This window comes from Streptomyces sp. NPDC057697 (genome assembly GCF_042799335.1).
In the GTDB taxonomy this organism is placed as follows: Bacteria; Actinomycetota; Actinomycetes; order Streptomycetales; family Streptomycetaceae; genus Streptomyces.
Window position 1 is genome coordinate 297,910 of sequence record NZ_JBHVJA010000007.1, and the last position, 26,230, is coordinate 324,139.

Below are 26,230 nucleotides of genomic sequence, written 5' to 3' on the forward strand. Positions count from 1 at the left end.
GCACCGCAGGCGCGCCTGGAAGCCTTGCCCCGAGCGCGCCCGGAGCCGCCGCCCCGGACACCGCCGGAAGCGGGGCCGTGGCCGGGAGCAGGGCCATGGCCGGGGGCGCCGCCGGGAGCGGGTCCGCGGGCGACGGGGGCTCGTCGTTCCTGGCCATGTGGCGGGAGCTGCTGCCGGTCGGCCGGAACCCGGAGAGCGGGGGCTACCGCCGCTACGCCTGGACCGGGGCCGACGCCGACTGCCGCGCCTGGTTCCAGGCACAGGCCGAGGCGCGCGGCCTCGTCCACGAGGTCGACCGGAACGGCAACCAGTGGGCCTGGCTCGGCGACCCGCTGGCCGGGGACGCCGTCGTCGCCGGGTCCCATCTCGACTCCGTACCGGACGGCGGCGCCTTCGACGGTCCGCTCGGCGTGGTCTCCTCCTTCGCCGCGCTCGATGAACTCCGCCGCAGGGGAGTGGAGTTCACCCGGCCGCTGGCCATCAGCAACTTCGGCGACGAGGAGGGGGCCCGCTTCGGGCTCGCCTGCGTGGGCTCCCGGCTCGCCGCCGGACAGCTGACCGCGGAGGCCGCCCACCGGCTCCGCGACGGCGACGGCATCACACTGCCGCAGGCGATGGAGGCGGCCGGACACGACCCCGACGCCATCGGCCCGGACCCCGAACGGCTCGCCCGCATCGGCGCGTTCGTCGAGCTCCACGTCGAACAGGGGCGCGCCCTCGACCTGACCGGAGACCCGGTCGGCATCGCCTCCGCGATCTGGCCCCACGGACGCTGGCGGTTCGACTTCCGGGGCGAGGCCAACCACGCGGGCACCACCCGGCTGGCCGACCGGCGCGACCCGATGCTCACCTACGCCGAGACCGTGCTCGCCGCCCGCCGCGAGGCGGAACTCGCAGGCGCCCTCGCCACCTTCGGCAAGATCTCCGTCGAGCCGAACGGGGTCAACGCCATCCCCTCCCTCGTCCGGGGCTGGCTCGACTCCCGCGCCGCCGACCAGGCCGGTCTCGACGCCGTGGTCACCGGCATCGAACGGGCCGCCAGGGAACACGCCGAGCGGGCCGGGATCGACCTGGACGTCGTACGGGAGTCCTTCACACCCGTCGTCGAGTTCGAGCACGCGCTCCGCGACGAGCTCGGCAAGATCCTCGCGGGCCGGGACGGCGGCGGCGCCGACCGGGCGGTGCCCGTCCTGGGCACGGGCGCCGGACACGACGCGGGTATTTTGTCCGCTTCGGTCCCTACCGCCATGCTGTTCGTACGGAACCCCACCGGGATCTCGCACTCCCCGGCCGAGCACGCGGGCGAGGACGACTGCGTGGCCGGGGTGATCGCACTCGCCGACGTACTGGAAGGTCTCGCGTGCAGCTGACAACGCAACCGACGGGCAGGCCCGCCACCACGACGTACTGGCTGTCCCACGCCTGGCTCGGCACCCATGCCGAGCCGGGCGTCGCCCTGGACGTCTCCGACGGGCTGATCGCGGGCGTCCGCACCGGCGTCGCCACCCCGCCCCCGGGCGCCACCGTGCTGCGCGGGCTCACCCTCCCCGGGCTCGCCAACACCCATTCGCACGCCTTCCACCGCGCCCTGCGCTCCACCGTCCAGGTGGGCTCCGGCACCTTCTGGACCTGGCGCGAGACCATGTACCAGATCGCCTCCCGGCTCACCCCCGACTCGTACTACGACCTCGCCCGCGCCGTGTACGCCGAGATGGCGCTGGCCGGCATCACCGCGGTCGGCGAATTCCACTATCTGCACCACGCGCCGGGCGGCACCCCGTACGACAACCCGAACGCGATGGGGGAGGCCCTGATCGCGGCGGCGGGAGAGGCCGGCATCCGGATCACCCTGCTGGACACCGCCTACCTCTCCGCCGGATTCGGCAAGCGCCCCACCCAGTACCAGCAGCCCGACCGGCACCAGCTGCGCTTCTCCGACACCACCGCGGACGCCTGGGCCGAACGCGCCTCCCTCCTCAAGGGCGGCGACCACGCCCTGATCGGCGCGGCCATCCACTCCGTGCGCGCCGTGCCCGCGGCCCAGCTGGCGACCGTGGCCGCCTGGGCCGAGGAGCGAGGCGCCCCGCTCCACGTCCACCTCTCCGAGCAGACCGCGGAGAACGACGCCTGCCTCGCCGCCCACGGCCGCACCCCCACCCGGCTCCTCGCCGACCACGGGGTCCTCGGCCCACGCACCACCGGCATTCACAACACCCACCTCACCGCCGAGGACATCGCACTTCTGGGCTCCTCGGCCACCGGCACCTGCATGTGCCCCACCACGGAACGCGACCTCGCCGACGGGATCGGCCCCGCCGTCGCCCTCCAGCACGCCGGCTCGCCGCTCTCCCTCGGCAGCGACAGCCACGCCGTGATCGACCTCTTCGAGGAGGCGCGCGCCATGGAGCTGAACGAGCGCCTGCGCACCCGGGCGCGAGGGCACTGGACGGCGGCCGCCCTGCTGCGCGCCGCGACCGCCGACGGACACGCGGCACTCGGCCGGCCCGAGGCGGGCGTCATCGAACCCGGGGCGCCCGCCGATCTGGCGACCGTCGCCCTGGACTCGGTCAGAACAGCGGGGCCGGTGCCCCGACTCGCCGCGGAAGCGGCCGTATTCGCCGCCTCCGCGGCCGATGTGCGGCACACGGTCGTGGCGGGGCGGCACATCGTCCGCGACGGGCTGCACGCGCACATCGAGGACGTACCCGCGGCACTCGCCTCGGCCATCGCCGCCCTGCACCGCTGAGACCGGACCCCCGCAAGGAGAGCAGCCCCCCGATGACGACGACCGCCATCACCAACATCGCCAGTCTGGTCACCAACGACCCCTCCCGCCGTGCGGATTCCCCCCTGGGCCTGGTCCGGGACGCGGCCGTCGTCATCGAGGACGACCGGGTCGTCTGGACCGGTGAATCAAGCAAAGCACCCGCCACTGACAACGCCGTCGACGCGGGCGGCCGGGCGATGATCCCCGGCTTCGTCGACTCCCATTCCCACCTCGTGTTCGCGGGCGACCGCACCGAGGAGTTCAACGCCCGGATGTCCGGCCGCGCCTACAGCGCGGGCGGCATCAGGACCACGGTCGCCGCCACCCGCGCCGCCACCGACGAACAGCTCGCCGCCAACGTCGCCCGCTACCTCGCCGAGGCGCTGCGCCAGGGCACCACCACCTGCGAGACCAAGTCCGGCTACGGGCTCACCGTCGAGGACGAGGCCCGTGCCCTGCGCATCGCCGCCCGGCACACCGAGGAGGTCACCTACCTCGGCGCCCACATCGTCTCCCCGGACTACGCGGACGACCCGGCCGGCTACGTCGACCTGGTCACCGGGCCGATGCTGGACGCCTGCGCCCCGTACGCCCGCTGGATCGACGTCTTCTGCGAGAAGGGCGCCTTCGACGGCGACCAGGCCCGCGCCGTCCTGACCGCGGGCCTGGCGAAGGGGCTGCACCCCCGCGTCCACGCCAACCAGCTGGGCCACGGCCCCGGCGTCCAGCTCGCCGTCGAGCTCGACGCCGCGTCCGCCGACCACTGCACCCACCTCACCGACGCCGACGTGGACGCCCTGGCCCAGGGCGGCACCGTCGCCACCCTGCTCCCCGGCGCCGAGTTCTCCACCCGCGCCACCTGGCCCGACGCCCGCCGCCTCCTCGACGCGGGCGCCACCGTCGCGCTCTCCACGGACTGCAACCCCGGTTCGTCGTTCACCTCCTCCATGCCCTTCTGCATCGCGCTCGCCGTACGCGACATGGGCATGACGCCGGACGAGGCGCTCTGGTCCGCCACCGCGGGCGGCGCCGCGGCCCTGCGCCGTACGGACGTCGGCCGCATCGCCCCCGGCGCCCGCGCCGACCTGGTGCTGCTGGACGCGCCCAGCCATGTCCACCTCGCCTACCGGCCGGGCGTACCACTGGTCCACACGGTCTGGCGGCAGGGCGAACGCGTCGCCTGAGCCCGCGGGCGCCCCCACGACACGAGGCGCCCCGAGGCGGCCGGGCGCCGCGTGGGACCAGGCCCCGCCCGAGCCGGTCCGGCGCCCCGTGGCGCGGTGTCGGAGACGCGGAAGGACCCGCCCCCTTGCCGGGGCGGGTCCTTCCGCGTGTCCGAGCGGCGGCCGGACGGTCGGGCGGCGCGCGCCCGTTCACTCCTCCAGGGTCAGGCCCTTGCGGAGTTTGACCAGCGTGCGCGAGAGCAGCCGTGACACATGCATCTGGGAGATGCCCAGTTCCTCACCGATCTCCGACTGCGTCATGTTGGCGACGAACCGGAGCGAGAGGATCGTGCGGTCGCGGCGTGGCAGCGAGGCGATCAGCGGCTTCAGGGACTCCACGTACTCGATGCCTTCGAGCCCGTGGTCCTCGTAGCCGATGCGGTCCGCCAGCGCCCCCTCGTGCTCGTCCTCCTCGGGCTTGGCATCCAGCGAACTCGCGGTGTACGCGTTGCTCGCGGCCATGCCCTCGACGACCTCGTCGTGGGTGATGCCGAGGCGGTCGGCGAGCTCGCCCACGGTGGGCGAGCGGTCCAGCTGCTGGGCGAGCTCGTCGCCCGCCTTGGCCAGGTCGAGCCGCAGCTCCTGCAGTCGGCGCGGGACGCGCACGGACCAGCTGGTGTCGCGGAAGAAGCGCTTTATCTCACCGACGATGGTCGGCATCGCGAACGTGGGGAACTCCACGCCCCGGCTGAGCTCGAAGCGGTCGATCGCCTTGATCAGGCCGATGGTGCCGACCTGGACGATGTCCTCCATCGGCTCGCTGCGGGAGCGGAACCGGGAAGCGGCGAACCTGACCAGGGCCAGGTTCAGTTCGACGAGAGTGTTGCGGACGTACGCGTACTCGTGGGTGCCCTCTTCGAGGGATTCGAGCCGCGCGAAGAGCGTCTTCGAGAGCGCCCTGGCGTCCAGCGGACCCACCTCGTCGAAGGGCGGGATCTCGGGAAGTCCTTCGAGACCGTCGCTCGCGCCGCGGCCGTCGGCGCCGACGTGGTCCAAGTCACCGGTGTGCTCGGGGTCTCCGACGGTGACCGTGGTGCTGGTGGTACTGATCGTGCTGGTGGTGCTGCTGCTGCGGGTGCCGTCCTCGGCGATCGCGGCAGGGGAGTCTGAGTGGGTCAGTCCCTGAGGACATGCTGACGTCGCGTTGTGGGGACGCGGTCCGTCGAGCCGGGGTGACATGGTCTCCTCCATCGTTCTCGGCATATGGCTGCCGATGCCCATACGTGTTCCTGCGGTGAAGCGGCGCCTCCGAAGCCGGTCGTGTTTTGGGTGTCCCCCTACCCTTACCCGGTTCGGACGGACAGTTACAAGCGCCAATTGACGCTATATGTCCGGTTTGTTGAGGTCTTCGGGTATCGCGTCGCGCACAGACCGCGTACTGTTTCAAGAACGTCAGAGGCAGCACATACGCATCTGCGCACGCAGCGACGCAGACGGTGACGAACGGCGAAGAGGGACGGGCATGGACCGCGGGACGGTCGGCAGTGCGAACCGGGGTCGACTTCATGTCGATGTCCGGACCGAAGGGCTCAGCGAGATCGTGACGCCGGTGGGTGAGCTGGATCACCACACGGCGGATCTCTTGCGGGAGCCTCTGGAGCGCGCGGTCGAGCAGGGGCGAGTGCGCCTGGTGGTCGACTGCTCGGGACTCGAATTCTGTGATTCCACCGGGCTCAATGTGCTGCTCGGTGCCCGCCTGAAGGCGGAAGCGGCCGGGGGAGGGGTCCATTTGGCCGGAATGCTGCCGGTGGTGGCGAGGGTCTTCGAGATCACGGGGGCGGAGGCGGTCTTCACCGTCCACGACTCCCTCGAAGCGGCCCTGGACACCTGACCGCGGCGCGTGTCGCGGCCCCGGGCGTCCCTTCTGTTGCCCGCGTCACGCGATCCGCGCAGACGAAGTGGGTGTTGTCACGATTCGGCCGGGCAGGAGACAACCGGCGGGGCCGTGGGCGACCCGCACACTCTGTATCTGTAACTGCAACTGTCAGATCGTTTTGATGGCGACATGGTGAATCGGTGAGGTGAAGCGCTGATGAGCACCACCCGGCAGCATCCGCCGGGCGACCTCGGCCGCGAGTCGCAGGGCGCCGGCGAGGACGCGGGTGCCGGTGCGGCCTCGCCCGGACCGGCCGAGCGGCAGTGGCACACCCTGTCGCTGCGGGGCACCCCCGGCATCGTGCCGACCGCCCGCGACTTCGCCCGGCAGGCCCTGCACGAATGGGGCTGGCTCCCCGCGTCGAGCGCCGACGGCCGGGCCGCCGCCGAGGACGTCCTGCTGGTCGTCTCCGAGCTGGTCACCAACGCCTGTCTGCACGCCGACGGCCCCGAGGAGATCCGTATCGCCTGCACCGCGAAGGTGCTGCGGGTGGAGGTCGTCGACTCGGGCGCGGGGCAGCCCGCGCCGCGCACCCCGCACCGGGCCGGGCGGCCCGGCGGGCACGGCATGTTCATCGTGCAGCGGCTCTGCCTGGACTGGGGCGTCCTGCGGGTGCCCGGCCGGTCCGGCAAGACCGTCTGGGCGGAGCTGGCCGCCCCCGCATAGGCCGGGGCCCGGCCCCGGGGGCGTACCGCCCCGTTGTTCGCACCACCGAAGAGCGCGCCGGATCGGCGCGCTCTTTGTCTTCCCTCCACAAGGTGCCGGGCGTACCTTGAGCGCCCGATCTGATGTGTCGTCAGTAATTTGCGTCGGTCAGCACCGGCGTGCGGCGACTTCCGGCATGAGGGGAACTCAGGTGTCCTACCAGAAGCGAACAGCTCTCGCGCTGGCGTCCGCGCTGGCGGGCACGGTGGTGCTGATGGCCGCGCCCGCCGCCCACGCCACGGTCGTGGACGTCGACTACAAGTGCAAGACCCCGATCGGCGACAAGAGCGCCGTGTCTCCCATCGACATCAAGAGCGTCAAGAGCGGCAGCGGCTACCGGCTCACGATGTCCTTCCAGAAAGGCGTCTCCTCCAGCCCCGTCGAGCTGGGCAAGGGGGCGATGAACCCCAGCGCGGTCATCGAGGTGGGCGGCGCCGACGCGGGCCGGGTACAGGTCTCCGGCCCGCCGAACTCCGCCGCCATACCCGCCAACACCCCCATCAAGATCAGCGATCTGTCGGGTACGTACACCCCGAAGAAGAGCGGCAAGGTCGACTTCACCGCCGGAGTGCTCACCATCAAGGCGCTCGGCACGACCACGACCTGCACTCCCGCCAACAACCCGGGACCCTCGCTCCAGCTCGATGTGACGGCCGCGGGCAACGCCGGGAGCCCCCCGGACGACGGCGGCGGACAGCTGCCGAAGACCGGCCCGCTCGACTCGGCGGTGGCACTCGGCACCCTGGGCGGCACGGTGCTGCTCACCGGGGCGGCCGGAGTGCTCTGGCTGACCAGGCGCGGGCAGGGGGCCGTGGGCCGATAGGGCGCCGCCGGAACCAGCCGCCGCCGTCACGCACCAGGGAGCCGCCCATGTCGTCGCCGACCGGCCACGCCGCCCGACTCGTCCTCGCCGTACTGCTGTGCGCCCTCGCCATGACCCCGGTGGCCGGCGCCGCGCCGCCGCCCGGCCCGGACCAGGGCGCCGCTCCGTGGACGGCGCGGCCCGCGGTGGGCGGTTCCGGTACGGGTGGCAGACCGTACTTCTACCTGGAGGGCCCGCCCGGCACCGTGCTGCGGGACCGCCTCTCGGTCACCAACCCCGGCCGGACCCCGGTGACCGTGCGGCTGAGCGGCTCCGGCGTACGCGTGGACGATGCGGGCGGCGCGGGCGGCCGGGCCGTCACGGGGGCCGGGGCCGGGAGCTGGCTGCGGACCGCCGCCGAGAGGGTGACCGTCCCGGCCCGCACCCGGGCCGATGTGCCGTTCACCGTCACGGTGCCGGACGCGGCGACACCCGGCGACCACCCCGGCATGATCGTCGTGCGCGACGGCGACCGCACGGTGGACGTGCCCGTCCGGCTGCGGGTCGACGGGCCGACGCTGGCCGCGCTCACCGTCGAGAACGTCACCGTCTCCGGGCGGACCATCCACTACACACTGGTCAACCGGGGCAACGCGGTCCTCGCCCCACGGGTCGCCGTACGCGCCGACGGGGTGTTCGGGACGCTGCTGCGACGCGAGGCCCGCACCCTGCCGGTACGGGTGCGGCCGGGACAGCGCGTCGGCCTCACCGAGCCCTGGCGGGACGCCCCCGCGCTCGACTCGGCGACGGTACGGCTGCGCGTCACGGCGGCGGGCGGTGCGCACGGCGAGGCGACGGCGCGCGCCGTCTTCGTCCCATGGGCGCCGCTGACCGCCGGCGCGCTGCTGGTCCTGGGCGCCGCCGGCGCGGCTACGTACGCCTACCGGCGCAGGCGCAGGGGCTCGCGCGCCCGGCGACCGGGAGGCGAAGAGCGGCCCGGCGAGACCCCGGGAGATGGGGCACGACCCGGCTCTTCCCTGGGCGATGAGGAGCGACCCAGCCGGTCTCCGGGCGACGGGGCACGACCCGGCTCCCCGCCGGACGGCGAAGAGCGACCCACCCGTTCCCCGGGAGACGAGGCACGACCTACCCGTTCCCCGGGTGACGAGGCACGACCTACCCGTTCCCCGGGCGACGAGGGGCGGGCCGGCCGGGTTTCCGGCGGCGAAGAGCGGCCCGGCCCGGTGCCGGGCGACCGACAGCACTCCAGGAGCAGGCACGTGGCGAAGGCGGGAGCGGAATCGTGACTGGACAGGCCGGACCGGCAGCACACCGCAGCGGCAGCCACCGGTGGGCCGCGGCGCTGTTCGTCGCGCTGCTCATGGCCCTGCTGCCCGCACTGCCGGTGCTCCCCGCGACCGGGGCCCGCGCGGCGGTCACCCGGGCCGCGGACACGAAGCCCGTGGTCACCCTCTCCACGCAGCAGGCGGGCAAGGGCGGTGAGATCACCGTGAAAGGCGGCGGCTGGCGGCCGAAAGCCCTGCTGATGATCCTGATCTGCGGGCGTTCCACGACGGACCGGGGCGTGATCGGCGGCACCAACTCCTGCGCCAACGCGGAGGGCCGGGCCGTCACGACCGACGCCCGGGGAGCCTTCCGCAAGAAGCTGCCGGTCGCCGAACCGCCCGTGCCCTGCCCCTGCGTGGTGCACGTCGCCACCGTCACCGGCGAACAGGCCGCCGCCGACGCCGTGTTCGTCGTCGCGGGCCATCCGATCGCCCCACTGCCCAAGGAGACCGGGGGCGGCAGGCTCGCGGTGCTCGCCACCACCAGGCTGGAGGGCGACAGCGGGGTCCTCACCTGGTTCGGCGCCCCGCCCGCCCGGCGCCTGGTCTTCACCGTGGGCAACCTCGGTTCCGCTTCCGTCAAGGACCCAGTCTTCGAGATCGGCACCGCGCACGGCGTCTTCGCCCCCCAGTGGGAGGAGCAGCAGTGGCGCGGCACCATCGGGTCCGGCCGCAAGGCGAGAATCGAGCTGCCGGTCGAGCTGGCGGCGGGCGCCCACGGCGACTACCAGGTCTCGCTCCGGTACGGCGGCAAGGTACTGGCCGAACAGCCCTGGGGGGTCGGCCGCCCCTGGGGCGTCACGCTCTTCTGGATCCTGCTGTGCCTGGTCGTACCGGCCGCCGTGTTCCGGATCGGCATGGCGGTGGTCGACAAGGTACGGCCCCGCTCCTCGCGCGCCCCGGGCCGCGCCGGACGCCACCGCCCCCCGGGACCTGCCGACGCCACCGCGAAGATCCCGGGGGCCGTGAGGATTCCGGGGCGCCGCCGCGCCCGGGGGCCCGCCGCGGACCCCGTGGCCGGGGCCACCGACGGCCCGGCCGCCACCACAGCCGTACTGCCGTGGTTCACACCCGATTCCGCACCGTCAGAGAACAGACCGACGACGAAGGGACATTCGTGAGTACGCAACGCAGGACCGTCGCGGCGGGAGTCGCGATGATGCTCGGCGGCGCGGGCATGCTGCTGGCCGCGAGTCCGGCCCAGGCCGCCGACGTCTCGTACGCGACGGAGTGCATCCCGCCGCCCATCTCCGGGCTCCCGGCCGTGCAGGGCACCACCCAGGTGCAGCTGACCGCGCCCGCCGAGGCGAAGGTCGGGGACACCGTCGAGGTGGTGTGGAAGACGGTCCAGGCCGCCTCCAAGAACCCCGACGTGCTCGACCTGGGCAAGGACACGGTCAAGCCGACCGGCACCCTCAAGGTGGGCGGCGCCGCCACGGGCACCGTACAGATGGAAGGGCCCCGGCAGAATCCGCCGATCCCCAAGAACAGCGCCATGGTGCTGTCCGACATGAAGGGCACGCTGAAGCTGGAGAAGGCGGGCGAGATCACGCTCACGCCGGACGCGTACAGCATCAACGTCTCCAAGCCCATCTCCACGGACACCAAGTGCACCCCGAAGGAGGCCGTCCAGCCGGGCGCGACCATCAAGGTCACGGACGGCGGCGGCTCCACCACGACCGGCGGTACGACGACCGCGGGCGGCACCACCTCCGGCTCCACGACCGCGGGCGGCACCACCGAAGGCGGCACCACCGCAGGGGGTACCACCGCGGGCGGGGCGGCCACGGGCGGCGACTCCGGCTCCACCACCTCCGGGACCGGCGGCGGCGACGGGCGGACCGACTTCCCCGGCAAGGAGGTCGCGGTCCACTTCACCTGTACGTCCCCGGGACCGGCCGACATCTCCTCCAAGGTGACGATCAACGCCAAGAAGAGCGGCGGCAGTTACGCCCTGACGGTCAAGACGGCCAAGGGCGTGATGGACAGCCCGGCCGCACTCCCGGCCGGTGCGCTCAAGCCGTCCATGGACATCACCCTCGGCGGTGCCGACAAGGGCTCGGTGAAGGTCACCGGCCCCGCCAACGCCGCACCGCTGGAGCAGGGCAAGCCGGTCGACCTGTCGGACATGACCGGCACCTACAAGCCCGGCGCCTCCGGCAAGTCCACGCTCAGTCCCGGCACCCTGACGATCGACGTCACCCTGGGCGCCTCGAAGATCAACATCCCGTGCAAGGTCAAGGGCTCCGTGACGCCTTCGCTGGAGCTCGACACCACGGCCCAGCAGGGCGGCGCCTCCGGCTCCGCCACCACGGGCTCCACGGGCGCCGCCGGCTCCACGGCGGGCGGTACGGCCTCCGGCGGCGGACTGGCCGCCACCGGGGCCGAGGACAACGGCACCCTGCGCGCCCTCGGCCTGGTCGCGGGCACCGCGATCCTGCTCGGCGGCGCGGTGTTCACCTTCACCCCGTGGCGCAGGCTGCGCGGTACGCGCTGAGTCTCCGACGAACGGGGGGCGTCGCACCGGACCACGGGTGCGGCGCCCCTCGGCCGTGGGCGGGAGCGCGGCGCGCGTGGCACGTCGCGTCCGCGCGCGGAGGAGGCCCGCGCCGGGTCAGCGGGGCGCCGGGCGCCGTTCCGGACCGGCGTCGTCGCGGGGAGCCGCCCCGTCGCCCAGGGGCATGTCCTGCGGGGGCGCACCGTCCTGGGCCCCGTCGTGCCGGGCCCCGTCGTGCCGGGCCCCGTCGTCCGGGGTCAGGGAGCGGAGGCGCGGTATCGGCGAGGCCAGCAGCCAGAGCAGCGACAGCGTTCCCCCCGCGGCCCCGACCAGCAGGGTCGCCCGCAGACCGAACCCGGTGGCGATCAGGCCGCCGACGACGGCCCCGAGAGGCCGTACGCCGTAGTTGACGCTGCTGAACGCGCCCGCCACGCGGCTGCGCATGCCGTCGGGGATGACGCTGGTCTGCAAGGAGTTGAGGTTGACGTCGAAGAGCATGACGCCGACCCCGGAGAGGAATTCCGCCGCGGCCAGCACTCCGGCACGCACCCAGAGCGGGCCTCCCGCGAGGGTCGCGAGCGCGAGGGGCGCCGGGAACAGCACGGCCCCCACGGCGATGCTGCGCCCCACCCCGATGCGCCGGGAGACCCACGGAGCGAGGACGGCACCGAGGAGAGCGCCGGTCGAGCCGATGCCCAGGGCCAGCCCGATGGCTCCGGCCGACAGTTCCAGGACGCGGCTGGCGAACAGCACCAGCAGCCCGCTGCCCGCGACGAAGGTGAAGAAGTTGACGGTGGTCGCACTGGCGAGCGCGGCACGCAGCACCGGGTGCCGCCAGACGAACGCCATCCCCTCACGGGCGCGCCGCAGCAGGGAGGGCGGCGCCGTCCCGTCGGCCCCGGTGGGCGACTCGTCGAGCGGGATACGCCCGATCAGGATCGCGGACGCCAGGTACGACAGGGCGTCGACGACCACGGCGACAGGCGCGGTCAGCGCCTGGACGAGCGCGCCGCCCGCCGCGGGGCCGATCACGTGCGAAGCCGAACGGCTGGCGCTGAGCCTGCTGTTCGCCTCGACGTAGGACGAACGGGGCACGAGCCGTACGAAGAAGGGCGGATAGGCGGTGTTGAAGAGCACCGCCGCGGCGCCGGTCACCAGCGCCACGGCGTACAGCTGACCGAGGCTCACCGCGTCGAGCAGATGCGCCACCGGAAGGCTCAGCAGCACCGCACCGCGCACCAGATCGGCGAACACCAGCAGGGGTCGCTTGCGGACCCGGCGATCGACCCAGGCCCCCAGAACGACGGCGAGCAGGTTCGGGGCCCAGACGAGTGCGGTCAGCCACGCCACCTGGTTGGCGGACGCGCTCAGCGCCGTCACGGCGATCAGCGGCAGTGCCAGTTCGGTGATCCGGTCGCCGAACTGCGAGATCGACTGCCCCGCCCAGAACCGACGGAAGCGCCGATTGCTCCGGAGCGATATCGGACCGCCGACGGGAGGACCGTCGGCGGGATGGCCGTCCGCCGGAGGGACCTCCGCCTGGGGGCCGCCTGGCGGAGGGCCGTCTGCCTGGCGGCCGTCCGCCGGAGGGACCTTCGCCGGAGAACCGTCTCCCTGGGGGCCACCCGCCGGAGAACCGCCCGCCGGAGAACCGCCCGCCTGAGGGCAACCTGCCGGAGAACCGCCCACTTGAGAACCATCCGCTTCAGGGGCCCGTGCCCGAGCCCCGCCCACCTCCCCGGCGCTCACCGGTCCGCGCCGGTCCCGTCCGCGCCGGTCCGGCCCTCGGTCTGCTCCTCGACCCTGCCCTCGGTCTGCTCCTCGGCCCAGTCCCCGTCCCGGTCCTCGTCCGGCTCCGGCAGGACGTAACGCAGCAGCCGGACGCCGCGGCTGCCGGCCGGGCGCTCGGCGGTTCCGCGTGTCACGTAGGGCGCGAGCACCCGCTCGATGCCGTCCTGGATCGCCGCGAGTTCCTCCACCGAGACCACCACACGGGTGTCGGCCAGACCGGCGGCCCCCTGCCACTCCGGTGCCAGGCCGGGTTCGACCTCGGCCGACCACCTGTCGGGCAGCTCTCCGTAGCGCGCGAACATCTCCCGGGACAGCGCCCGCGCGGCCGACCTGCCCTCCTCGTCCTCCGGCGCCCGGAACCGGAAGCCGCGCCCCGCCGCCTCCCACCGCCGCTGCCGCCGGTCCGTCCCGGCCTCGGCGTCCCGGACCAGCCCGAAGCCCGCCAGGTGCCGCAAATGCCAGCTGGTCACCGAGGGGGTCGCCCCCACATCGGGCGAGAGCTGGGTGGCCGTCGCCGGTCCGTACCGGTGGAGGCGGTCGAGGATCGCCAGCCTCACCGGATGTGCCAGCGCCCGCATCGCCTGCGGATCGGTGATCTCGATGTCGCCCAGCCGGTTCTCGGAGTCCATGACGTGAGAGTGTCCTCTCATATAATGTGAGAGTCAACTCTCACATCTGGCCGCTCCGTGGAACCCCGGAAACCACAGGGCCCCGCACCGCCGGGAAGCGGTGCGGGGCCCTGCGTCGTACGGCGAGGGGGCGCGTCAGTGCACGCCGCCCATCAGGGGCTGGATCTTCCTGCGGTACATGAGGATCGCCACACCGGCGATGACGGCCAGCGCGCCCTGGCTGGCGAACCAGCCCTGCGTGGTCGTCGGGACGCCGGCCAGCTGGAGCAGGGCTATGACGGAGTCGCCCGCCGTCACGGCCAGGAACCAGACGCCCATCATCTGCGAGGCGTACTTCTGCGGGGCCAGCTTGGTGGTCACCGACAGGCCGACCGGGGAGAGCGTCAGCTCACCGACGGTCTGGATGAGGTAGACCATGACCAGCCACATCGGGGAGACGCGCGTGCCGTCCGTCGCGATGCCCTGGGCGATCATCATGATGCCGAAGGAAGCACCGATCAGCACCAGGCCGAACGAGAACTTCGTCAGGGTGGTCGGCTCCTTGTGGCGCTTGGCGAGCGCCACCCAGATCCAGGCGAACACCGGCGCCAGCGCCATGATGTACAGCGGGTTCAGCGACTGGAACCAGCTCTCCGGGAAGCTGAAGCCGAGCAGCGAGGACGACGTGGAGTCCGAGGCGAAGACGGTCAGCGTCGAGCCGGTCTGGTCGTAGATGCCCCAGAAGACGGCGGCGGCGACGAAGAGCCAGATGTACGCGGACATCTTCGACCGGTCGGCCGGGGCCAGCTCCTTGTCCCGCTTGATCCGGGCCAGGTAGTACACGGGCAGGACCAGGCCGAGGACGGTCAGCGGCCACAGCGCCCAGTTGATCGTGAAGTGACCGGAGAGGCCGATCACGCCGTAGGCGACGACGGCGACCAGCGCCCAGATCAGCGCCTTCCTGATGACCGAGGCGCGCTCGGCCTCGGACATCGGGCTCGGGACGACATCGCTCTGCGCGTCGAAGTGGCGCGTGCCGAGGAGGAAGAACGCGAGGCCGATCGCCATTCCGACACCGGCCATGGCGAAGCCGAGGTGCCAGTTGACCTTCTGGCCGATCGTGCCGATGGTCAGCGGGGCGACGAAGGCACCGATGTTGATGCCCATGTAGAAGATCGTGAAGCCACCGTCACGGCGGGGGTCGTTCACGCCCTTGTACAGATGGCCGACCATCGTCGAGATGTTGGCCTTCAGCAGCCCGGAGCCGACGGCGATGAACGCCAGCCCGATGAAGAAGGAGAACTCGGGCGGCAGCGCCAGCAGGAAGTGGCCGGTCATGATGATCGCGCCGCCGATGGCGACGGTCTTGCGGGCGCCCCAGGCGCGGTCGGCGATCCAGCCGCCCGGGAGGGCGAGGAGGTACACCATCGCGTTGTACACGCTGTAGATGGCGGTGGCCGTGGCCACCTTCATGCCCAGTCCGCCCTGCGCCACATCGGCGGTCAGGTAGAGGACGAGGAGGGCCCGCATGCCGTAGAAGCTGTAGCGCTCCCACATCTCCGTCATGAACAGATTGGTCAGGCCGCGGGGGTGGCCGAGGAAGGTCCGCTCGGTGCCAGTGCTACTGGCCGGGTCCTTCGTCAGGCTGGACGCCATGGTCGATCCTTGTGTGCTCGGGACGCGACGCCTTGTGAGCGTGGTGCGCCCGGTGGGGGGAGGCCGGCACCGGCACGGACGGACCCCACCCCTCACGCCTGAGAGGGATTCGTCCCGGCCGCCGGGCTCACGAAGGAGCAGGCTGAAGGGGACGGGGGCCGACCGCATCGGGATCCACGCCCGGTGCGCATCCTCGCGCTCCGGGCCCGGCCGCAGGTCATTGACTGTGTCCGCGACTGGCGGGTACCAGTCGGCCAACAAAAGAGACCCTTGGCGCTAAAAGCTGCCCAAGGGTCCTTGAGTCGTGCAACAGGCGTCGAGCCACCATACGACACGACAGAGGTGGATATGAATGGACTTGAGAGATGGATCACAGGTTCTGGTGGAACCGTTCTCCCATATTCAAAGGTGCTCGCCTGTTTATTTCGCAGACCCGCAGGGCTTTTGGATCACCTCACTGCATCCCCTCCGCGCGGACTACCATCACTCCATGACCCGTGTACTGCTCGCCGAGGACGATGCGTCCATCTCGGAGCCGCTGGCCCGTGCCCTGCGTCGGGAGGGATACGAGGTCGAGGTCCGCGAGGACGGTCCGACCGCGCTCGACGCCGGCCTCCAGGGCGGAATCGACCTGGTCGTGCTCGACCTGGGTCTGCCCGGGATGGACGGCCTCGAAGTGGCCCGCAGGCTCCGTGCCGAGGGTCACACCGTGCCGATCCTGGTGCTGACCGCCCGCGCCGACGAGGTGGACACCGTCGTCGGCCTCGACGCGGGCGCCGACGACTACGTCACCAAGCCCTTCCGCCTCGCCGAACTGCTCGCCCGCGTCCGGGCCCTGCTGCGCCGCGGCGCCACCGAGCCCGCTCCGCAGCCCGCGACGCACGGCGTCCGGATCGACGTCGAGTCGCACCGCGCCTGGATGGGCGAGGAGGAACTCCAGCTCACCGCCAAGGAGTTCGACCTGCTGCGGGTCCTGGTCCGCGACGCCGGCCGGGTCGTCACCCGGGACCAGCTGATGCGCGAGGTCTGGGACACCACCTGGTGGTCGTCGACGAAGACCCTCGACATGCACATCTCCTGGCTCCGCAAGAAGCTGGGCGACGACGCCGCCAACCCCCGCTACATCGCGACCGTGCGGGGCGTCGGCTTCCGCTTCGAGAAGAGCTGACGTGCGGAAGCGCCCGTGCGCCGCAGGCTGATCAACTCCACCCTCGCCGTGGTGCTCGTGGTGATCGCCGTCTTCGGTGTGTCCCTCGTCATCGTCGAGACCCGCACCATCAGCAACAGTGCCCAGGAGAGCGTCGACTCCGAGGCGCTGCGGCTGATCGGCGTCGTCGAGAGCCGGTTGCTGGAGGACGAGCGGATCACCTCGGTGATGCTCGCCCAGCAGATCGCCGGCAAGCGCTACGCGCTGGTCAAGATCCCCGGCCGCGCCCCGCTGGAAGTCGGCAAGCGCCCCACCGGGAGCGTGATCAGAAGCACGGCCCAGGGGGAGCGGGGCGAGCGGGTCACCGTCGAGGAGTCCAGCTCCGCGGTCACCCGCGAGGTCGGCCGCACCCTGATGATCATCGGTGCGGTGGCGCTGTTGGCCATCGTCTCCGCCGTGCTCCTGGCCGTACGCCAGGCGAACAAACTGACCTCGCCGCTGACCGACCTGGCCGAGACCGCCGAACGCCTGGGCTCCGGCGACCCGCGCCCGCGCCACAAGCGGTACGGGGTGCCGGAGCTGGACCGGGTCGCCGATGTGCTGGACGCCTCCGCCGAGCGGATCGCCCGGATGCTGACCGCGGAACGCAGGCTGGCCGCCGACGCCTCGCACCAGCTCCGCACCCCGCTCACCGCGCTCTCCATGCGGATCGAGGAGATCTCGGTCACCGACGACCCGGACACGGTGAAGGAAGAGGCGAACATCGCCCTCACCCAGGTCGAGCGGCTCACCGACGTGGTGGAGCGGCTGCTGACCAACGCCCGTGATCCGCGTACCGGCTCCGCCGTCGTCTTCGACCTCGACGAGGTCGTCAAGCAGCAGATCGAGGAGTGGCGCCCCGCCTACCGGAGCGCGGGCCGCGCCATCGTCCGCTCCGGCAAGCAGGGGCTGCGGGCCGTCGGCACCCCGGGCGCGGTCGCCCAGGTGCTGGCCGCGCTGATCGAGAACTCACTGATGCACGGCGGCGGCACGGTCGCGCTGCGCACCCGGGTCACCGGGAACCAGGCGGTCATCGAGGTCACGGACGAGGGCCCGGGGGTCCCGCCCGACCTGGGCGCCCGGATCTTCGAGCGGACGATCAGCGGCCGCAACTCCACGGGCATCGGCCTCGCGGTGGCCAGGGACCTCGCGGAGGCGGACGGCGGACGCCTCGAACTGCTCCAGCAGCAGCCGGCGGTCTTCGCCCTGTTCCTCAGCCGAGTGGCCCTGAAGAGGCAGGAACCGGAACGCCCGGTGCGCTGAGCCGCGCCGGGCGTACGGGGTCGGCTGCGGGCGTGCGAGGTCGGGCGCGGGTGTACGAGGTCGGGCGCGGGTGTACGGGGTCGGGCACGGGCGTACGCGATCGGCCACGGGTGTACGAGGCCAGCCGCGGGCGTACGAGCCGCGCCGGGTGTACGAAGCCGACCGCGGGCGTACGCGGTCGGCCACGGCGCCCGATGACGGTCACGGGCGTGCACGGTTTACCACCGCCGTATGTGTTTCGCGCCCCCAGCGACCCCCAGCGGCCCTCAGCGCCCCAGCACCCCGGCGCGCGTCCGTGGCCGCCGTGCGCGGTTCACCACCCCGGCGCCCGTCCGCAGCCCGCCGCACGGAAGTCACCGCCGCCATACCCCGCTACCGCAGCCGTACGCGCCCCGCTGCGGCCCCCGCCGTACGTGCCCCGCTACCGCAAGCCGTACGCGCCGCGCTACCGCTACCGCGCTACCGCCGCCGCGCGCCGCGCTACCGCCGTACGGAATCCGCCTCGACCCGCGGCACCGGCTCCGTACGTCCCTGCTTCAGGAACCCCCCGGCGCCGGGGGCGGCCCCGTCCGGTGCGGCCCCGTCCGAGGGGACGGCGCTTTCGATGGGGAGCGCCTTGAACACCCAGGTCCGGTAGGACCAGAAGCGGAACAGGGTCGCGATGCCGATCCCGAGGATCTTGAAGACATTGCTCTGGACCGGGCTGTTCCAGCCGAAGCCGTACGTCGCCGTGTACAGCACACCCGTCTCGATGACCGCGCCCACCGCGCTGAACAGCAGGAACAGCGTCAGCTCGCGGGTCCGGCCGCTCTTGTCGCGGTCCCGGTAGGTCCAGTAGCGGAAGCCGATGTAGTTGCCGAGGATGGCGACGACGGTGGCCAGCAGACCGGCCCGCACCGTCGGGATGTCGGTGTAGCGCCAGAGCAGGTTGGACACCACGATGTTGACCACCAGGCCGACCGCGCCGACCACGCCGAACTTGGCGACTTCCCGGGCCAGCAGCTCCAGCCGCGCCCGCAGTGCGCCCCGTTCGCTCATAGTGATCGCTCAGCCTGTCTGTCGGATACATCAACCCGGTCATGCTAACCAGCCCGTCCCCGCGCCGCTCCCGGATGCGCCGAGGAGTGTGGCGATGCCGTGACACGGCCGCCCCCGGCCGGGGCGGTCCGGAGGGCGTCGGGAGCTTCCCGGAGCGGCGGATACCCTGGAGGAGTGACGTTCCCGGTAGTCGGCATGGTCGGTGGCGGTCAGCTCGCCCGTATGACCCACGAGGCGGGCATCCCCCTCGGCATCAAGTTCAAGCTCCTCAGCGACACCCCCCAGGACTCGGCGGCCCAGGTGGTGAGCGAAGTCGTCGTCGGCGACTATCGCGACCTGGACACGCTGCGTGCCTTCGCGCGCGGCTGCGACGTGATCACCTTCGATCACGAGCACGTACCGACCGAGCACCTGCGGGCCCTGGAGGCGGACGGCATCCCCGTGCGCCCCGGCCCCGACGCGCTGGTGCACGCCCAGGACAAGGGGGTGATGCGCGCGAAGCTCACCGAGATCGGCGCGCCCTGCCCCCGCCACCGCATCGTGAAGGACCCGGCCGACGCGGCCGCCTTCGCCGAGGAGACCGGGGGCTTCCCCGTCATCCTCAAGACGGTCCGCGGCGGCTACGACGGCAAGGGCGTCTGGGTGGTCCGCTCCGAGGCGGACGCGGCGGAGCCCTTCCGGGCCGGCGTCGCCGTCCTGGCCGAGGAGAAGGTCGACTTCGTACGGGAGCTGGCGGCCAACATCGTCCGCTCGCCGCACGGCCAGGCCGTCGCCTACCCGGTCGTCGAGTCGATCCAGGTCGACGGGGTCTGCGACACGGTGATCGCCCCGGCCCCCGAGCTGGACGAGCGGCTCGCCGGCGAGGCCCAGCAGCTGGCCCTCCGCATCGCCTCCGAGCTCGGTGTCGTCGGCCACCTCGCGGTCGAACTCTTCGAGACCCGGGACGGACGCATCCTGGTCAACGAACTGGCGATGCGCCCGCACAACTCCGGCCACTGGACCCAGGACGGCGCGATCACCTCGCAGTTCGCCAACCACGTCCGCGCCGTGCTCGACCTCCCGCTCGGCGACCCGCGCCCGCGCGCCGACTGGACGGTCATGTGCAACGTCCTCGGCGGCGACTTCCCGGACATGTACCAGGCGTACCTGCACTGCATGGCCCGCGACCCGCAGCTCAAGATCCACATGTACGGCAAGGACGTGAAGCCCGGCCGCAAGGTCGGACACGTCAACACCTACGGCGACGACCTGGCGGACGTGCGGGAGCGCGCCCGGCACGCGGCCGACTACCTGCGAGGAACGATCACCGAATGACCTCTCCCGGCACCGCCGCGCCGCTCGTCGGCATCGTCATGGGTTCGGACTCCGACTGGCCCGTCATGGAAGCGGCGGCCAAGGCCCTCGACGAGTTCGAGATCCCCTACGAGATCGATGTCGTCTCCGCCCACCGCATGCCGCGCGAGATGATCGCGTACGGCGAGCACGCGGCGGACCGCGGTCTCAAGGCGATCATCGCGGGCGCGGGCGGCGCGGCCCACCTGCCCGGCATGCTCGCCTCCGTCACCCCGCTGCCGGTCATCGGCGTACCGGTCCCGCTGAAGTACCTCGACGGCATGGACAGCCTGCTCTCCATCGTGCAGATGCCCGCCGGTGTGCCGGTCGCGACCGTCTCGGTCGGCGGCGCGCGCAACGCGGGCCTGCTCGCCGCCCGCATCCTCGCCGCCCACGACGGCGAGCTGCTGGCCCGGATGCGGGACTTCCAGCAGGAGCTGAACGACCAGGCGACGGAGAAGGGCAAGCGTCTGCGCAGCAAGGTCCAGGGCGCCGACTCCTTCGGCTTCGGGAAGTAGGCGGCCGTGCAGCAGCTGGAGCGGGCGAGGGAACTCCTCGCCGCGTACCCCGTCGTCGACGGTCACAACGACCTGCCGTGGGCGCTGCGCGAACAGGTCGGCTACGACCTCGACGCCCGTGACATCGCCACCGACCAGTCCGCCCATCTGCACACCGACATCCCCCGGCTGCGCGCGGGTGGCGTCGGCGCCCAGTTCTGGTCCGTCTACGTACGGACCGACATGGCGGGCGACGAGGCCGTCAGCGCGACGCTGGAGCAGATCGACGTGGTCGCCGAGCTGATCGGCCGCCACCCCGCCGACCTGCGGCGCGCCCGGACCGCCGACGACATGGAGGCGGCCCGCGCCGAGGGCCGGATCGCCTCCCTGATGGGCGCCGAGGGCGGCCACTCCATCAACAACTCGCTGGGCACCCTGCGCGCCCTGCACACCCTGGGCGTCCGCTACATGACGCTCACGCACAACGACAACATCGCGTGGGCGGACTCGGCGACCGACAGGCCGGGGGTCGGCGGTCTCTCGCCGTTCGGCCACGAGGTCGTACGGGAGATGAACCGCACCGGCATGCTGGTCGACCTCTCCCACGTGGCGGCCACCACGATGCGCGACGCGCTCGACACCTCCACGGCGCCGGTGATCTTCTCGCACTCGTCGTCGCGGGCGATCTGCGACCACCCGCGCAACATCCCGGACGACGTCCTCGGCCGGCTCCCGGCCAACGGCGGCGTCGCCATGGCGACCTTCGTGCCGAAGTTCGTCCTGCCGGAGGCCGTCGCCTGGACCCGGGCCGCGGACGAGAACCTGCGCGCGCACGGGATGCACCACCTGGACACCACCGCGCAGGCCATGAGGGTCCACGCCGACTTCGAGGCGGCCTACCCGCGCCCGATGGCAACCGTGGCGACCATCGCCGACCACCTCGACCACATGCGCGAGGTCGCCGGCGTCGACCACATCGGCATCGGCGGCGACTACGACGGAACCGCCTTCCTCCCGGCGGGCCTCCAGGACGTCTCCGGCTATCCCAACCTGATCGCGGAGCTGCTCGGCCGCGGCTGGTCCGCCACCGATCTGGCCAAGCTCACCTGGCGCAACGCCGTACGCGTGCTGCGCGACGCCGAGGACGTGGCGCGCGAGCTGCGCACCCGCCGCGCCCCGTCGCACGCCACGATCGAACAGCTGGACGGCCCGGCCGTCTGAGCCGTGACACGTGTGGGGCGCCCCTTCCGCGAGGAGGGGGCGCCCCACACGTCGTTCACTACGCCGCGCAGAGACAGAACGGGTGACCCGCCGGGTCCGCGTAGACCCGGAAGCTCCGCTCCCGGTCGTCCGCCTCCAGCACGGTGGCGCCCAGCGCCAGCGCCTCCTTCTCCGCCGCGTCCAGATCCGCCACGGTCAGATCCAGATGGAACTGCTGCGAGGCATCCGCACGCGGCCACCGCGGCGGTACGAAACCGGGGGCGGCCTGGAACGCGATGATCGCGCCCCCGGACCCCGTCAGCTCCACCCAGTCCTCCCCGCCGGGCGCGATCTCCCCGCCGAGCAGCCCCGCGTAGAAACCGGCGAGCGCGGCCGGGTCGGGGCAGTCCAGAACGATCGATCCCAGGGTGGCGACAGCCATGACAAGTCCTCTCGGGCAGACGGATGCAACGGGTTACTGGTACAAGGCTTCAACCGGTAACCGTTACTGCATGCTGCCGCAAAGGAAGTAACGTCGCAACCATGAAATCGCCCATCTGAAGCGGACTGCCCGCAACGACGCGTCCGAAGCGGCCACCCGAGCGGCCACCCGAGCCAGCCGCCTGAAGAAGCCCGCCGGAGCCACCGGCCGGGAGTCACCGACTCGTAGTCACCGGCCCGAGACCGCCACCCGATGCGGCCGATCCGAGGTCGCCGACATGAGCAGAACGACGTAAGTGGAACGACATGAGCAGAACGACATGAGTGAGCACCATGAGTGAAAGCGGGAAGGAGTCCGCGCCCGGGGAACTCGCCCTGATCGAGGCCCTGGTCAACACGCTGGACGTCGAGACGGGCGCGGACACCCTCGATACGGCGGACGGCCGCGCCGCCTTCGGCCTCACCGAGCCCGAGGTCGCGGACGCGCGCGCCCTGCGCGAGGCGCTCCGTACCGCCTGTCTCGCCCACGCCGGTCACCGCCCGCCGGACGGCGCCGCGGTCCCGCTCGACCGGCTGCTCGCCGGGGCGGCCCTGCGCGTCACCGTGGACGCGGCGGGCGCCGCCGCCCTGCGCCCCGCCACCGAACCGGCCGGGCTCACCGCGCGCGTGGCGGCGGCCATCGCCACCGCGGCCGCCGAGGGCACCTGGGCCCGGCTCAAGGCGTGCGAGGCGGAGGATTGCCGCTGGGCCTATTACGACCGCAGCCCGGCGGGGCGGCGCCGCTGGTGCTCCATGGCGGTGTGCGGCGCCCGCGCCAAGATGCGCACATACCGCGCGAAGCGCGCCTGAGGCGGTCCCTCCGGGCGGAGGGCCGACCGGAAAGCCGGGCGGAGGGCCGACCGGAAAGCCGGGCGGAGGGCCGACCGGAAAGCCGCCCTCCGGGGCAAGGGCGGTCTCGTTCTCCCGGCTCAGGTGGTCGGACGGGAGAAGAGGCTGCCGCCCTCCGGGCAAGGGCCGGCTCGTTTTCCCGGCTCAGGCGGTCGGACGGAAGAAGAGGCTGCCGCCCTCCGGGCAAGGGCCGCCTCGTTTTCCCGGCTCAGGCGGTCGGACGGGAGAAGAGGCCAGCCGCCCTCCCGGCAAGGGCCGCCTCGTTTTCCCGGCTCAGGCGGTCGGACGGCCCATCGCCCGGTACGTCCAGCCGGCCGCGCGCCACAGCTCGCTGTCGAGCGCGTTGCGGCCGTCGAGGATGATCCGGCGGGACGCGGCCTCGCCGAGTGCCGCCGGGTCCAGCTCACGGAACTCGCGCCACTCCGTCAGATGCAGCACCACATCGGCACCGCGCACCGCGTCCAGCGCCGTGTCCGCGTACCCGAGGGTCGGGAAGAGCCGCCGCGCGTTGTCCATGCCCTTCGGGTCGAAGACCGTGACCTGGCCGCCCTGGAGGTGGATCTGCCCGGCCACGTTCAGCGCGGGCGAGTCCCGTACGTCGTCCGAGTCCGGCTTGAACGTCGCGCCCAGCACCGCCACCCGCTTGCCGAGGAACGAGTCGCCGCCCACGGCCTCCCGGGCCAGCTCCACCATGTGGCCCCGGCGCCGCATGTTGATCGAGTCGACCTCGCGGAGGAAGGTCAGCGCCTGGTCCGCGCCCAGCTCACCGGCGCGTGCCATGAAGGCCCGGATGTCCTTCGGCAGACAGCCGCCGCCGAAGCCGATCCCGGCCCGCAGGAACTTCGAGCCGATCCGCTCGTCGTGCCCGATCGCCTCGGCCAGCTTCTTCACGTCGCCGTCGGCGGCTTCGCAGACCTCCGCCATGGCGTTGATGAACGAGATCTTCGTGGCCAGGAAGGAATTGGCCGCGGTCTTCACCAGTTCGGCGGTCGGGAAGTCCGTCACGACGAACGGGGACCCCTCGGCGAGCGGCACCGCGTACACCTCGCGCAGCAGCTTCTCGGCCCGCTCGCTCGCCACCCCGACGACGATCCGGTCGGGGTGCAGGGTGTCGTCGACGGCGAAGCCCTCGCGCAGGAACTCCGGGTTCCAGGCCAGCTCCGCGTCGGCGCCCACCGGCGCCAGCTCCGCCAGCCGCGCCGCGAGCCGGGCCGCCGAGCCCACCGGCACGGTCGACTTCCCGACGACCAGGGCCGGCCGGGTCAGATGCGGTGCCAGCGATTCGAACGCGGTGTCCACGTAGCTCATGTCGCAGGCGTACTCGCCGTGCTTCTGCGGAGTGTTCACGCAGACGAAGTGCACATCGCCGAAGGCCGCCACCTCCTCGGGGGAGGTGGTGAACCGCAGCCGCCCCGTGGACCCCTCGATCCCCTCGACGTGCTTGCGCAGCAGCTCCTCCAGCCCCGGCTCGTACATCGGGACCCGGCCGGTGCTCAGCATCTCGACCTTCTCGGGCACGACATCGAGGCCGAGCACTTCGAAGCCCAGTTCCGCCATGGCCGCGGCGTGGGTGGCGCCGAGGTAGCCGGTGCCGATCACAGTGATCCTGAGGGCCATGAAGTGCTCCTGGGAGATGCGGACAGACGTGCGGTGAACGAGCATAGTCGTGCGTCTGAAGCCCAGCTTTTCCCCCCGCCCGGACCCCTTCGCACCCCTTCCGTTTCCTTCCTTTCCACCCCTGTCGCGAAGCTCACGCGGGCATTGCATAGGCCATTGCGGGCGCGGAGCCCTAAAATTGGGTTACTTAACGGTAGTTAGCTTCTTGGGGAGTGAGCGTCTTGGCGGGTTCGACCGATTTCGACCTTTACCGTCCGGCCGAAGAACACGAGATGCTTCGGGAGACGGTGCGTGCGCTCGCGGAGGCGAAGATCGCCCCGCACGCGGCTGCGGTCGATGAGGAGGCGCGCTTCCCGCAGGAGGCGCTGGACGCCCTGACCGCCGCGGACCTGCACGCGGTGCACGTCCCGGAGGAGTACGGCGGTGCGGGCGCCGACGCCCTCGCCACGGTCATCGTGATCGAGGAGGTGGCCCGTGTCTGCGCCTCCTCCTCCCTCATCCCGGCCGTGAACAAGCTCGGCTCCCTCCCGGTGGTCCTCTCCGGCTCCGAGGCCCTGAAGAAGAAGTACCTGGGCCCGCTGGCCAAGGGCGACGGCATGTTCTCGTACTGCCTCTCCGAGCCCGACGCCGGTTCCGACGCGGCGGGCATGAAGACCAAGGCCGTCCGAGACGGCGACTTCTGGGTCCTCAACGGCGTGAAGCGCTGGATCACCAACGCGGGCGTCTCCGAGTACTACACGGTCATGGCCGTCACCGACCCGACCAAGCGCTCCAAGGGCATCTCGGCCTTCGTCGTCGAGAAGTCGGACGAGGGCGTCTCCTTCGGCGCCCCGGAGAAGAAGCTCGGTATCAAGGGCTCGCCGACCCGCGAGGTCTACTTCGACAACGTCCGCATCCCCGCCGACCGCATGATCGGCGAGGAGGGCACCGGCTTCGCCACCGCGATGAAGACCCTGGACCACACCCGCATCACCATCGCGGCCCAGGCCCTCGGCATCGCCCAGGGCGCCCTCGACTACGCCAAGGGCTACGTCCAGGAGCGCAAGCAGTTCGGCAAGCCGATCGCCGACTTCCAGGGCATCCAGTTCATGCTCGCCGACATGGCCATGAAGCTGGAGGCGGCCCGCCAGCTCACCTACTCGGCCGCCGCCAAGTCCGAACGCCTCGACGGCGACCTCACCTTCTTCGGCGCCGCGGCCAAGTGCTTCGCCTCCGACGTGGCGATGGAGATCACCACGGACGCGGTCCAGCTTCTCGGCGGCTACGGCTACACGCGTGACTACCCGGTGGAACGGATGATGCGCGACGCGAAGATCACCCAGATCTACGAGGGCACGAACCAGGTCCAGCGCATCGTGATGGCGAGGAACCTTCCCTAGCCGGGTTTTTGCAGGTCAGGGGCTGTTTTGAGGCTCCGCAGAGGCGTCCTTGGCTTTCTGCCTGCTGCGGCCTGATCAGGACCGATCCTGGGCGTCATGCTGGGGAATCCTGGGCAGA

The 26,230-nt window shown here is 72.1% G+C and carries 23 protein-coding genes; 16 read left to right on the plus strand and 7 right to left on the minus strand.

The window, feature by feature from the left end; genetic code table 11:
• Positions 1-95: 95 nt before the first annotated feature.
• Genes ACFVFH_RS20630 through hutI form a run of 3 tightly spaced genes read left to right on the plus strand, consistent with a single transcriptional unit; the run spans position 96 to position 3,951 of the window.
• The gene (locus tag ACFVFH_RS20630) at positions 96-1,370 is read left to right on the plus strand and encodes an allantoate amidohydrolase (protein ID WP_383770576.1); all 1,275 of its coding nucleotides are present in this window, start codon (positions 96-98) and stop codon (positions 1,368-1,370) included.
• Positions 1,361-2,746, plus strand: a complete 1,386-nt coding sequence (locus ACFVFH_RS20635) for a formimidoylglutamate deiminase (RefSeq protein ID WP_383770579.1) — start codon at positions 1,361-1,363, stop codon at positions 2,744-2,746. Before ACFVFH_RS20630 ends, ACFVFH_RS20635 begins: the two co-directional genes overlap by 10 nt.
• Positions 2,747-2,778: 32 nt before the next feature.
• Positions 2,779-3,951 (plus strand): imidazolonepropionase, encoded by a 1,173-nt coding sequence (hutI, locus tag ACFVFH_RS20640; RefSeq protein ID WP_383770582.1) that lies wholly within the window; start codon positions 2,779-2,781, stop codon positions 3,949-3,951.
• A gap of 189 nt (positions 3,952-4,140) precedes the next feature.
• Here hutI and ACFVFH_RS20645 read toward each other — a convergent pair whose 3' ends face one another.
• Positions 4,141-5,169, minus strand: a complete 1,029-nt coding sequence (locus ACFVFH_RS20645) for an RNA polymerase sigma factor SigF (RefSeq protein WP_383770771.1) — start codon at positions 5,167-5,169, stop codon at positions 4,141-4,143.
• A 283-nt stretch (positions 5,170-5,452) separates the two neighbouring features.
• Here ACFVFH_RS20645 and ACFVFH_RS20650 point away from each other — a divergent pair, with 283 nt between their 5' ends.
• The 6 genes from ACFVFH_RS20650 (at position 5,453) to ACFVFH_RS20675 (ending at position 11,216) form a co-directional block, all read left to right on the plus strand.
• The gene (locus tag ACFVFH_RS20650) at positions 5,453-5,821 is read left to right on the plus strand and encodes an STAS domain-containing protein (protein ID WP_383770585.1); all 369 of its coding nucleotides are present in this window, start codon (positions 5,453-5,455) and stop codon (positions 5,819-5,821) included.
• 201 nt (positions 5,822-6,022) lie between these two features.
• Positions 6,023-6,532: an ATP-binding protein gene (locus tag ACFVFH_RS20655; protein WP_383770588.1), complete on the plus strand. Its 510-nt coding sequence runs from the start codon at positions 6,023-6,025 to the stop codon at positions 6,530-6,532.
• Positions 6,533-6,722: 190 nt separating this feature from the next.
• The gene (locus tag ACFVFH_RS20660; RefSeq protein WP_383770774.1) at positions 6,723-7,394 is read left to right on the plus strand and encodes a peptidase; all 672 of its coding nucleotides are present in this window, start codon (positions 6,723-6,725) and stop codon (positions 7,392-7,394) included.
• 47 nt (positions 7,395-7,441) lie between these two features.
• The gene (locus ACFVFH_RS20665) at positions 7,442-8,680 is read left to right on the plus strand and encodes a hypothetical protein (RefSeq protein ID WP_383770591.1); all 1,239 of its coding nucleotides are present in this window, start codon (positions 7,442-7,444) and stop codon (positions 8,678-8,680) included.
• Positions 8,677-9,840, plus strand: a complete 1,164-nt coding sequence (locus tag ACFVFH_RS20670; protein WP_383770593.1) for a hypothetical protein — start codon at positions 8,677-8,679, stop codon at positions 9,838-9,840. The genes ACFVFH_RS20665 and ACFVFH_RS20670 overlap by 4 nt, the downstream gene beginning before the upstream one ends.
• 38 nt (positions 9,841-9,878) lie before the next feature.
• On the plus strand, positions 9,879-11,216 hold the full coding sequence (locus tag ACFVFH_RS20675; protein ID WP_383770777.1) for a hypothetical protein: 1,338 nt from the start codon (positions 9,879-9,881) through the stop codon (positions 11,214-11,216).
• Between the two features lie 117 nt (positions 11,217-11,333).
• On the opposite strand, the gene ACFVFH_RS20680 is transcribed toward ACFVFH_RS20675, so the two are convergent.
• The 3 genes from ACFVFH_RS20680 to ACFVFH_RS20690 form a co-directional block, all read right to left on the minus strand.
• Entirely contained in the window at positions 11,334-12,698 is a 1,365-nt protein-coding gene (locus tag ACFVFH_RS20680) for an MFS transporter (RefSeq protein ID WP_383770780.1), read from the minus strand.
• Between the two features lie 263 nt (positions 12,699-12,961).
• On the minus strand, positions 12,962-13,636 hold the full coding sequence (locus ACFVFH_RS20685; protein WP_383770596.1) for an ArsR/SmtB family transcription factor: 675 nt from the start codon (positions 13,634-13,636) through the stop codon (positions 12,962-12,964).
• A 135-nt stretch (positions 13,637-13,771) separates the two neighbouring features.
• A complete protein-coding gene (locus ACFVFH_RS20690) occupies positions 13,772-15,271 on the minus strand; it encodes a peptide MFS transporter (RefSeq protein ID WP_383770598.1) in 1,500 nt (499 codons plus the stop codon).
• A 490-nt stretch (positions 15,272-15,761) separates the two neighbouring features.
• On the opposite strand from ACFVFH_RS20690, the gene ACFVFH_RS20695 reads away from it, so the two are divergent.
• Positions 15,762-16,439: a response regulator transcription factor gene (locus ACFVFH_RS20695; protein WP_072488330.1), complete on the plus strand. Its 678-nt coding sequence runs from the start codon at positions 15,762-15,764 to the stop codon at positions 16,437-16,439.
• 15 nt (positions 16,440-16,454) lie between these two features.
• A complete protein-coding gene (locus tag ACFVFH_RS20700; protein WP_383770601.1) occupies positions 16,455-17,720 on the plus strand; it encodes an ATP-binding protein in 1,266 nt (421 codons plus the stop codon).
• A 480-nt stretch (positions 17,721-18,200) separates the two neighbouring features.
• Here the strand turns inward: ACFVFH_RS20700 and ACFVFH_RS20705 are convergent, their stop codons facing one another.
• A complete protein-coding gene (locus tag ACFVFH_RS20705; protein WP_383770604.1) occupies positions 18,201-18,758 on the minus strand; it encodes a GtrA family protein in 558 nt (185 codons plus the stop codon).
• Between the two features lie 174 nt (positions 18,759-18,932).
• Between ACFVFH_RS20705 and ACFVFH_RS20710 the strand changes: the two genes are divergently transcribed.
• The 3 genes from ACFVFH_RS20710 to ACFVFH_RS20720 are packed head-to-tail and all read left to right on the plus strand — an operon-like array spanning position 18,933 to position 21,808.
• Positions 18,933-20,072, plus strand: a complete 1,140-nt coding sequence (locus ACFVFH_RS20710; RefSeq protein ID WP_383770607.1) for a 5-(carboxyamino)imidazole ribonucleotide synthase — start codon at positions 18,933-18,935, stop codon at positions 20,070-20,072.
• Positions 20,069-20,608, plus strand: coding sequence for a 5-(carboxyamino)imidazole ribonucleotide mutase (gene purE, locus ACFVFH_RS20715; RefSeq protein ID WP_383770609.1), 540 nt, complete (start codon positions 20,069-20,071; stop codon positions 20,606-20,608). Before ACFVFH_RS20710 ends, purE begins: the two co-directional genes overlap by 4 nt.
• Positions 20,609-20,614: 6 nt before the next feature.
• A complete protein-coding gene (locus ACFVFH_RS20720) occupies positions 20,615-21,808 on the plus strand; it encodes a dipeptidase (RefSeq protein WP_383770611.1) in 1,194 nt (397 codons plus the stop codon).
• 58 nt (positions 21,809-21,866) lie between these two features.
• On the opposite strand, the gene ACFVFH_RS20725 is transcribed toward ACFVFH_RS20720, so the two are convergent.
• Positions 21,867-22,229 (minus strand): VOC family protein, encoded by a 363-nt coding sequence (locus ACFVFH_RS20725; protein WP_383770613.1) that lies wholly within the window; start codon positions 22,227-22,229, stop codon positions 21,867-21,869.
• A 332-nt stretch (positions 22,230-22,561) separates the two neighbouring features.
• On the opposite strand from ACFVFH_RS20725, the gene ACFVFH_RS20730 reads away from it, so the two are divergent.
• Positions 22,562-23,077 (plus strand): CGNR zinc finger domain-containing protein, encoded by a 516-nt coding sequence (locus ACFVFH_RS20730; protein WP_383770615.1) that lies wholly within the window; start codon positions 22,562-22,564, stop codon positions 23,075-23,077.
• Between the two features lie 312 nt (positions 23,078-23,389).
• On the opposite strand, the gene ACFVFH_RS20735 is transcribed toward ACFVFH_RS20730, so the two are convergent.
• Complete coding sequence (locus ACFVFH_RS20735) at positions 23,390-24,733, minus strand: UDP-glucose dehydrogenase family protein (RefSeq protein WP_383770618.1); 1,344 nt, start codon at positions 24,731-24,733, stop codon at positions 23,390-23,392.
• 221 nt (positions 24,734-24,954) lie between these two features.
• On the opposite strand from ACFVFH_RS20735, the gene ACFVFH_RS20740 reads away from it, so the two are divergent.
• On the plus strand, positions 24,955-26,112 hold the full coding sequence (locus ACFVFH_RS20740) for an acyl-CoA dehydrogenase (RefSeq protein WP_383770783.1): 1,158 nt from the start codon (positions 24,955-24,957) through the stop codon (positions 26,110-26,112).
• Positions 26,113-26,230 lie beyond the last annotated feature (118 nt).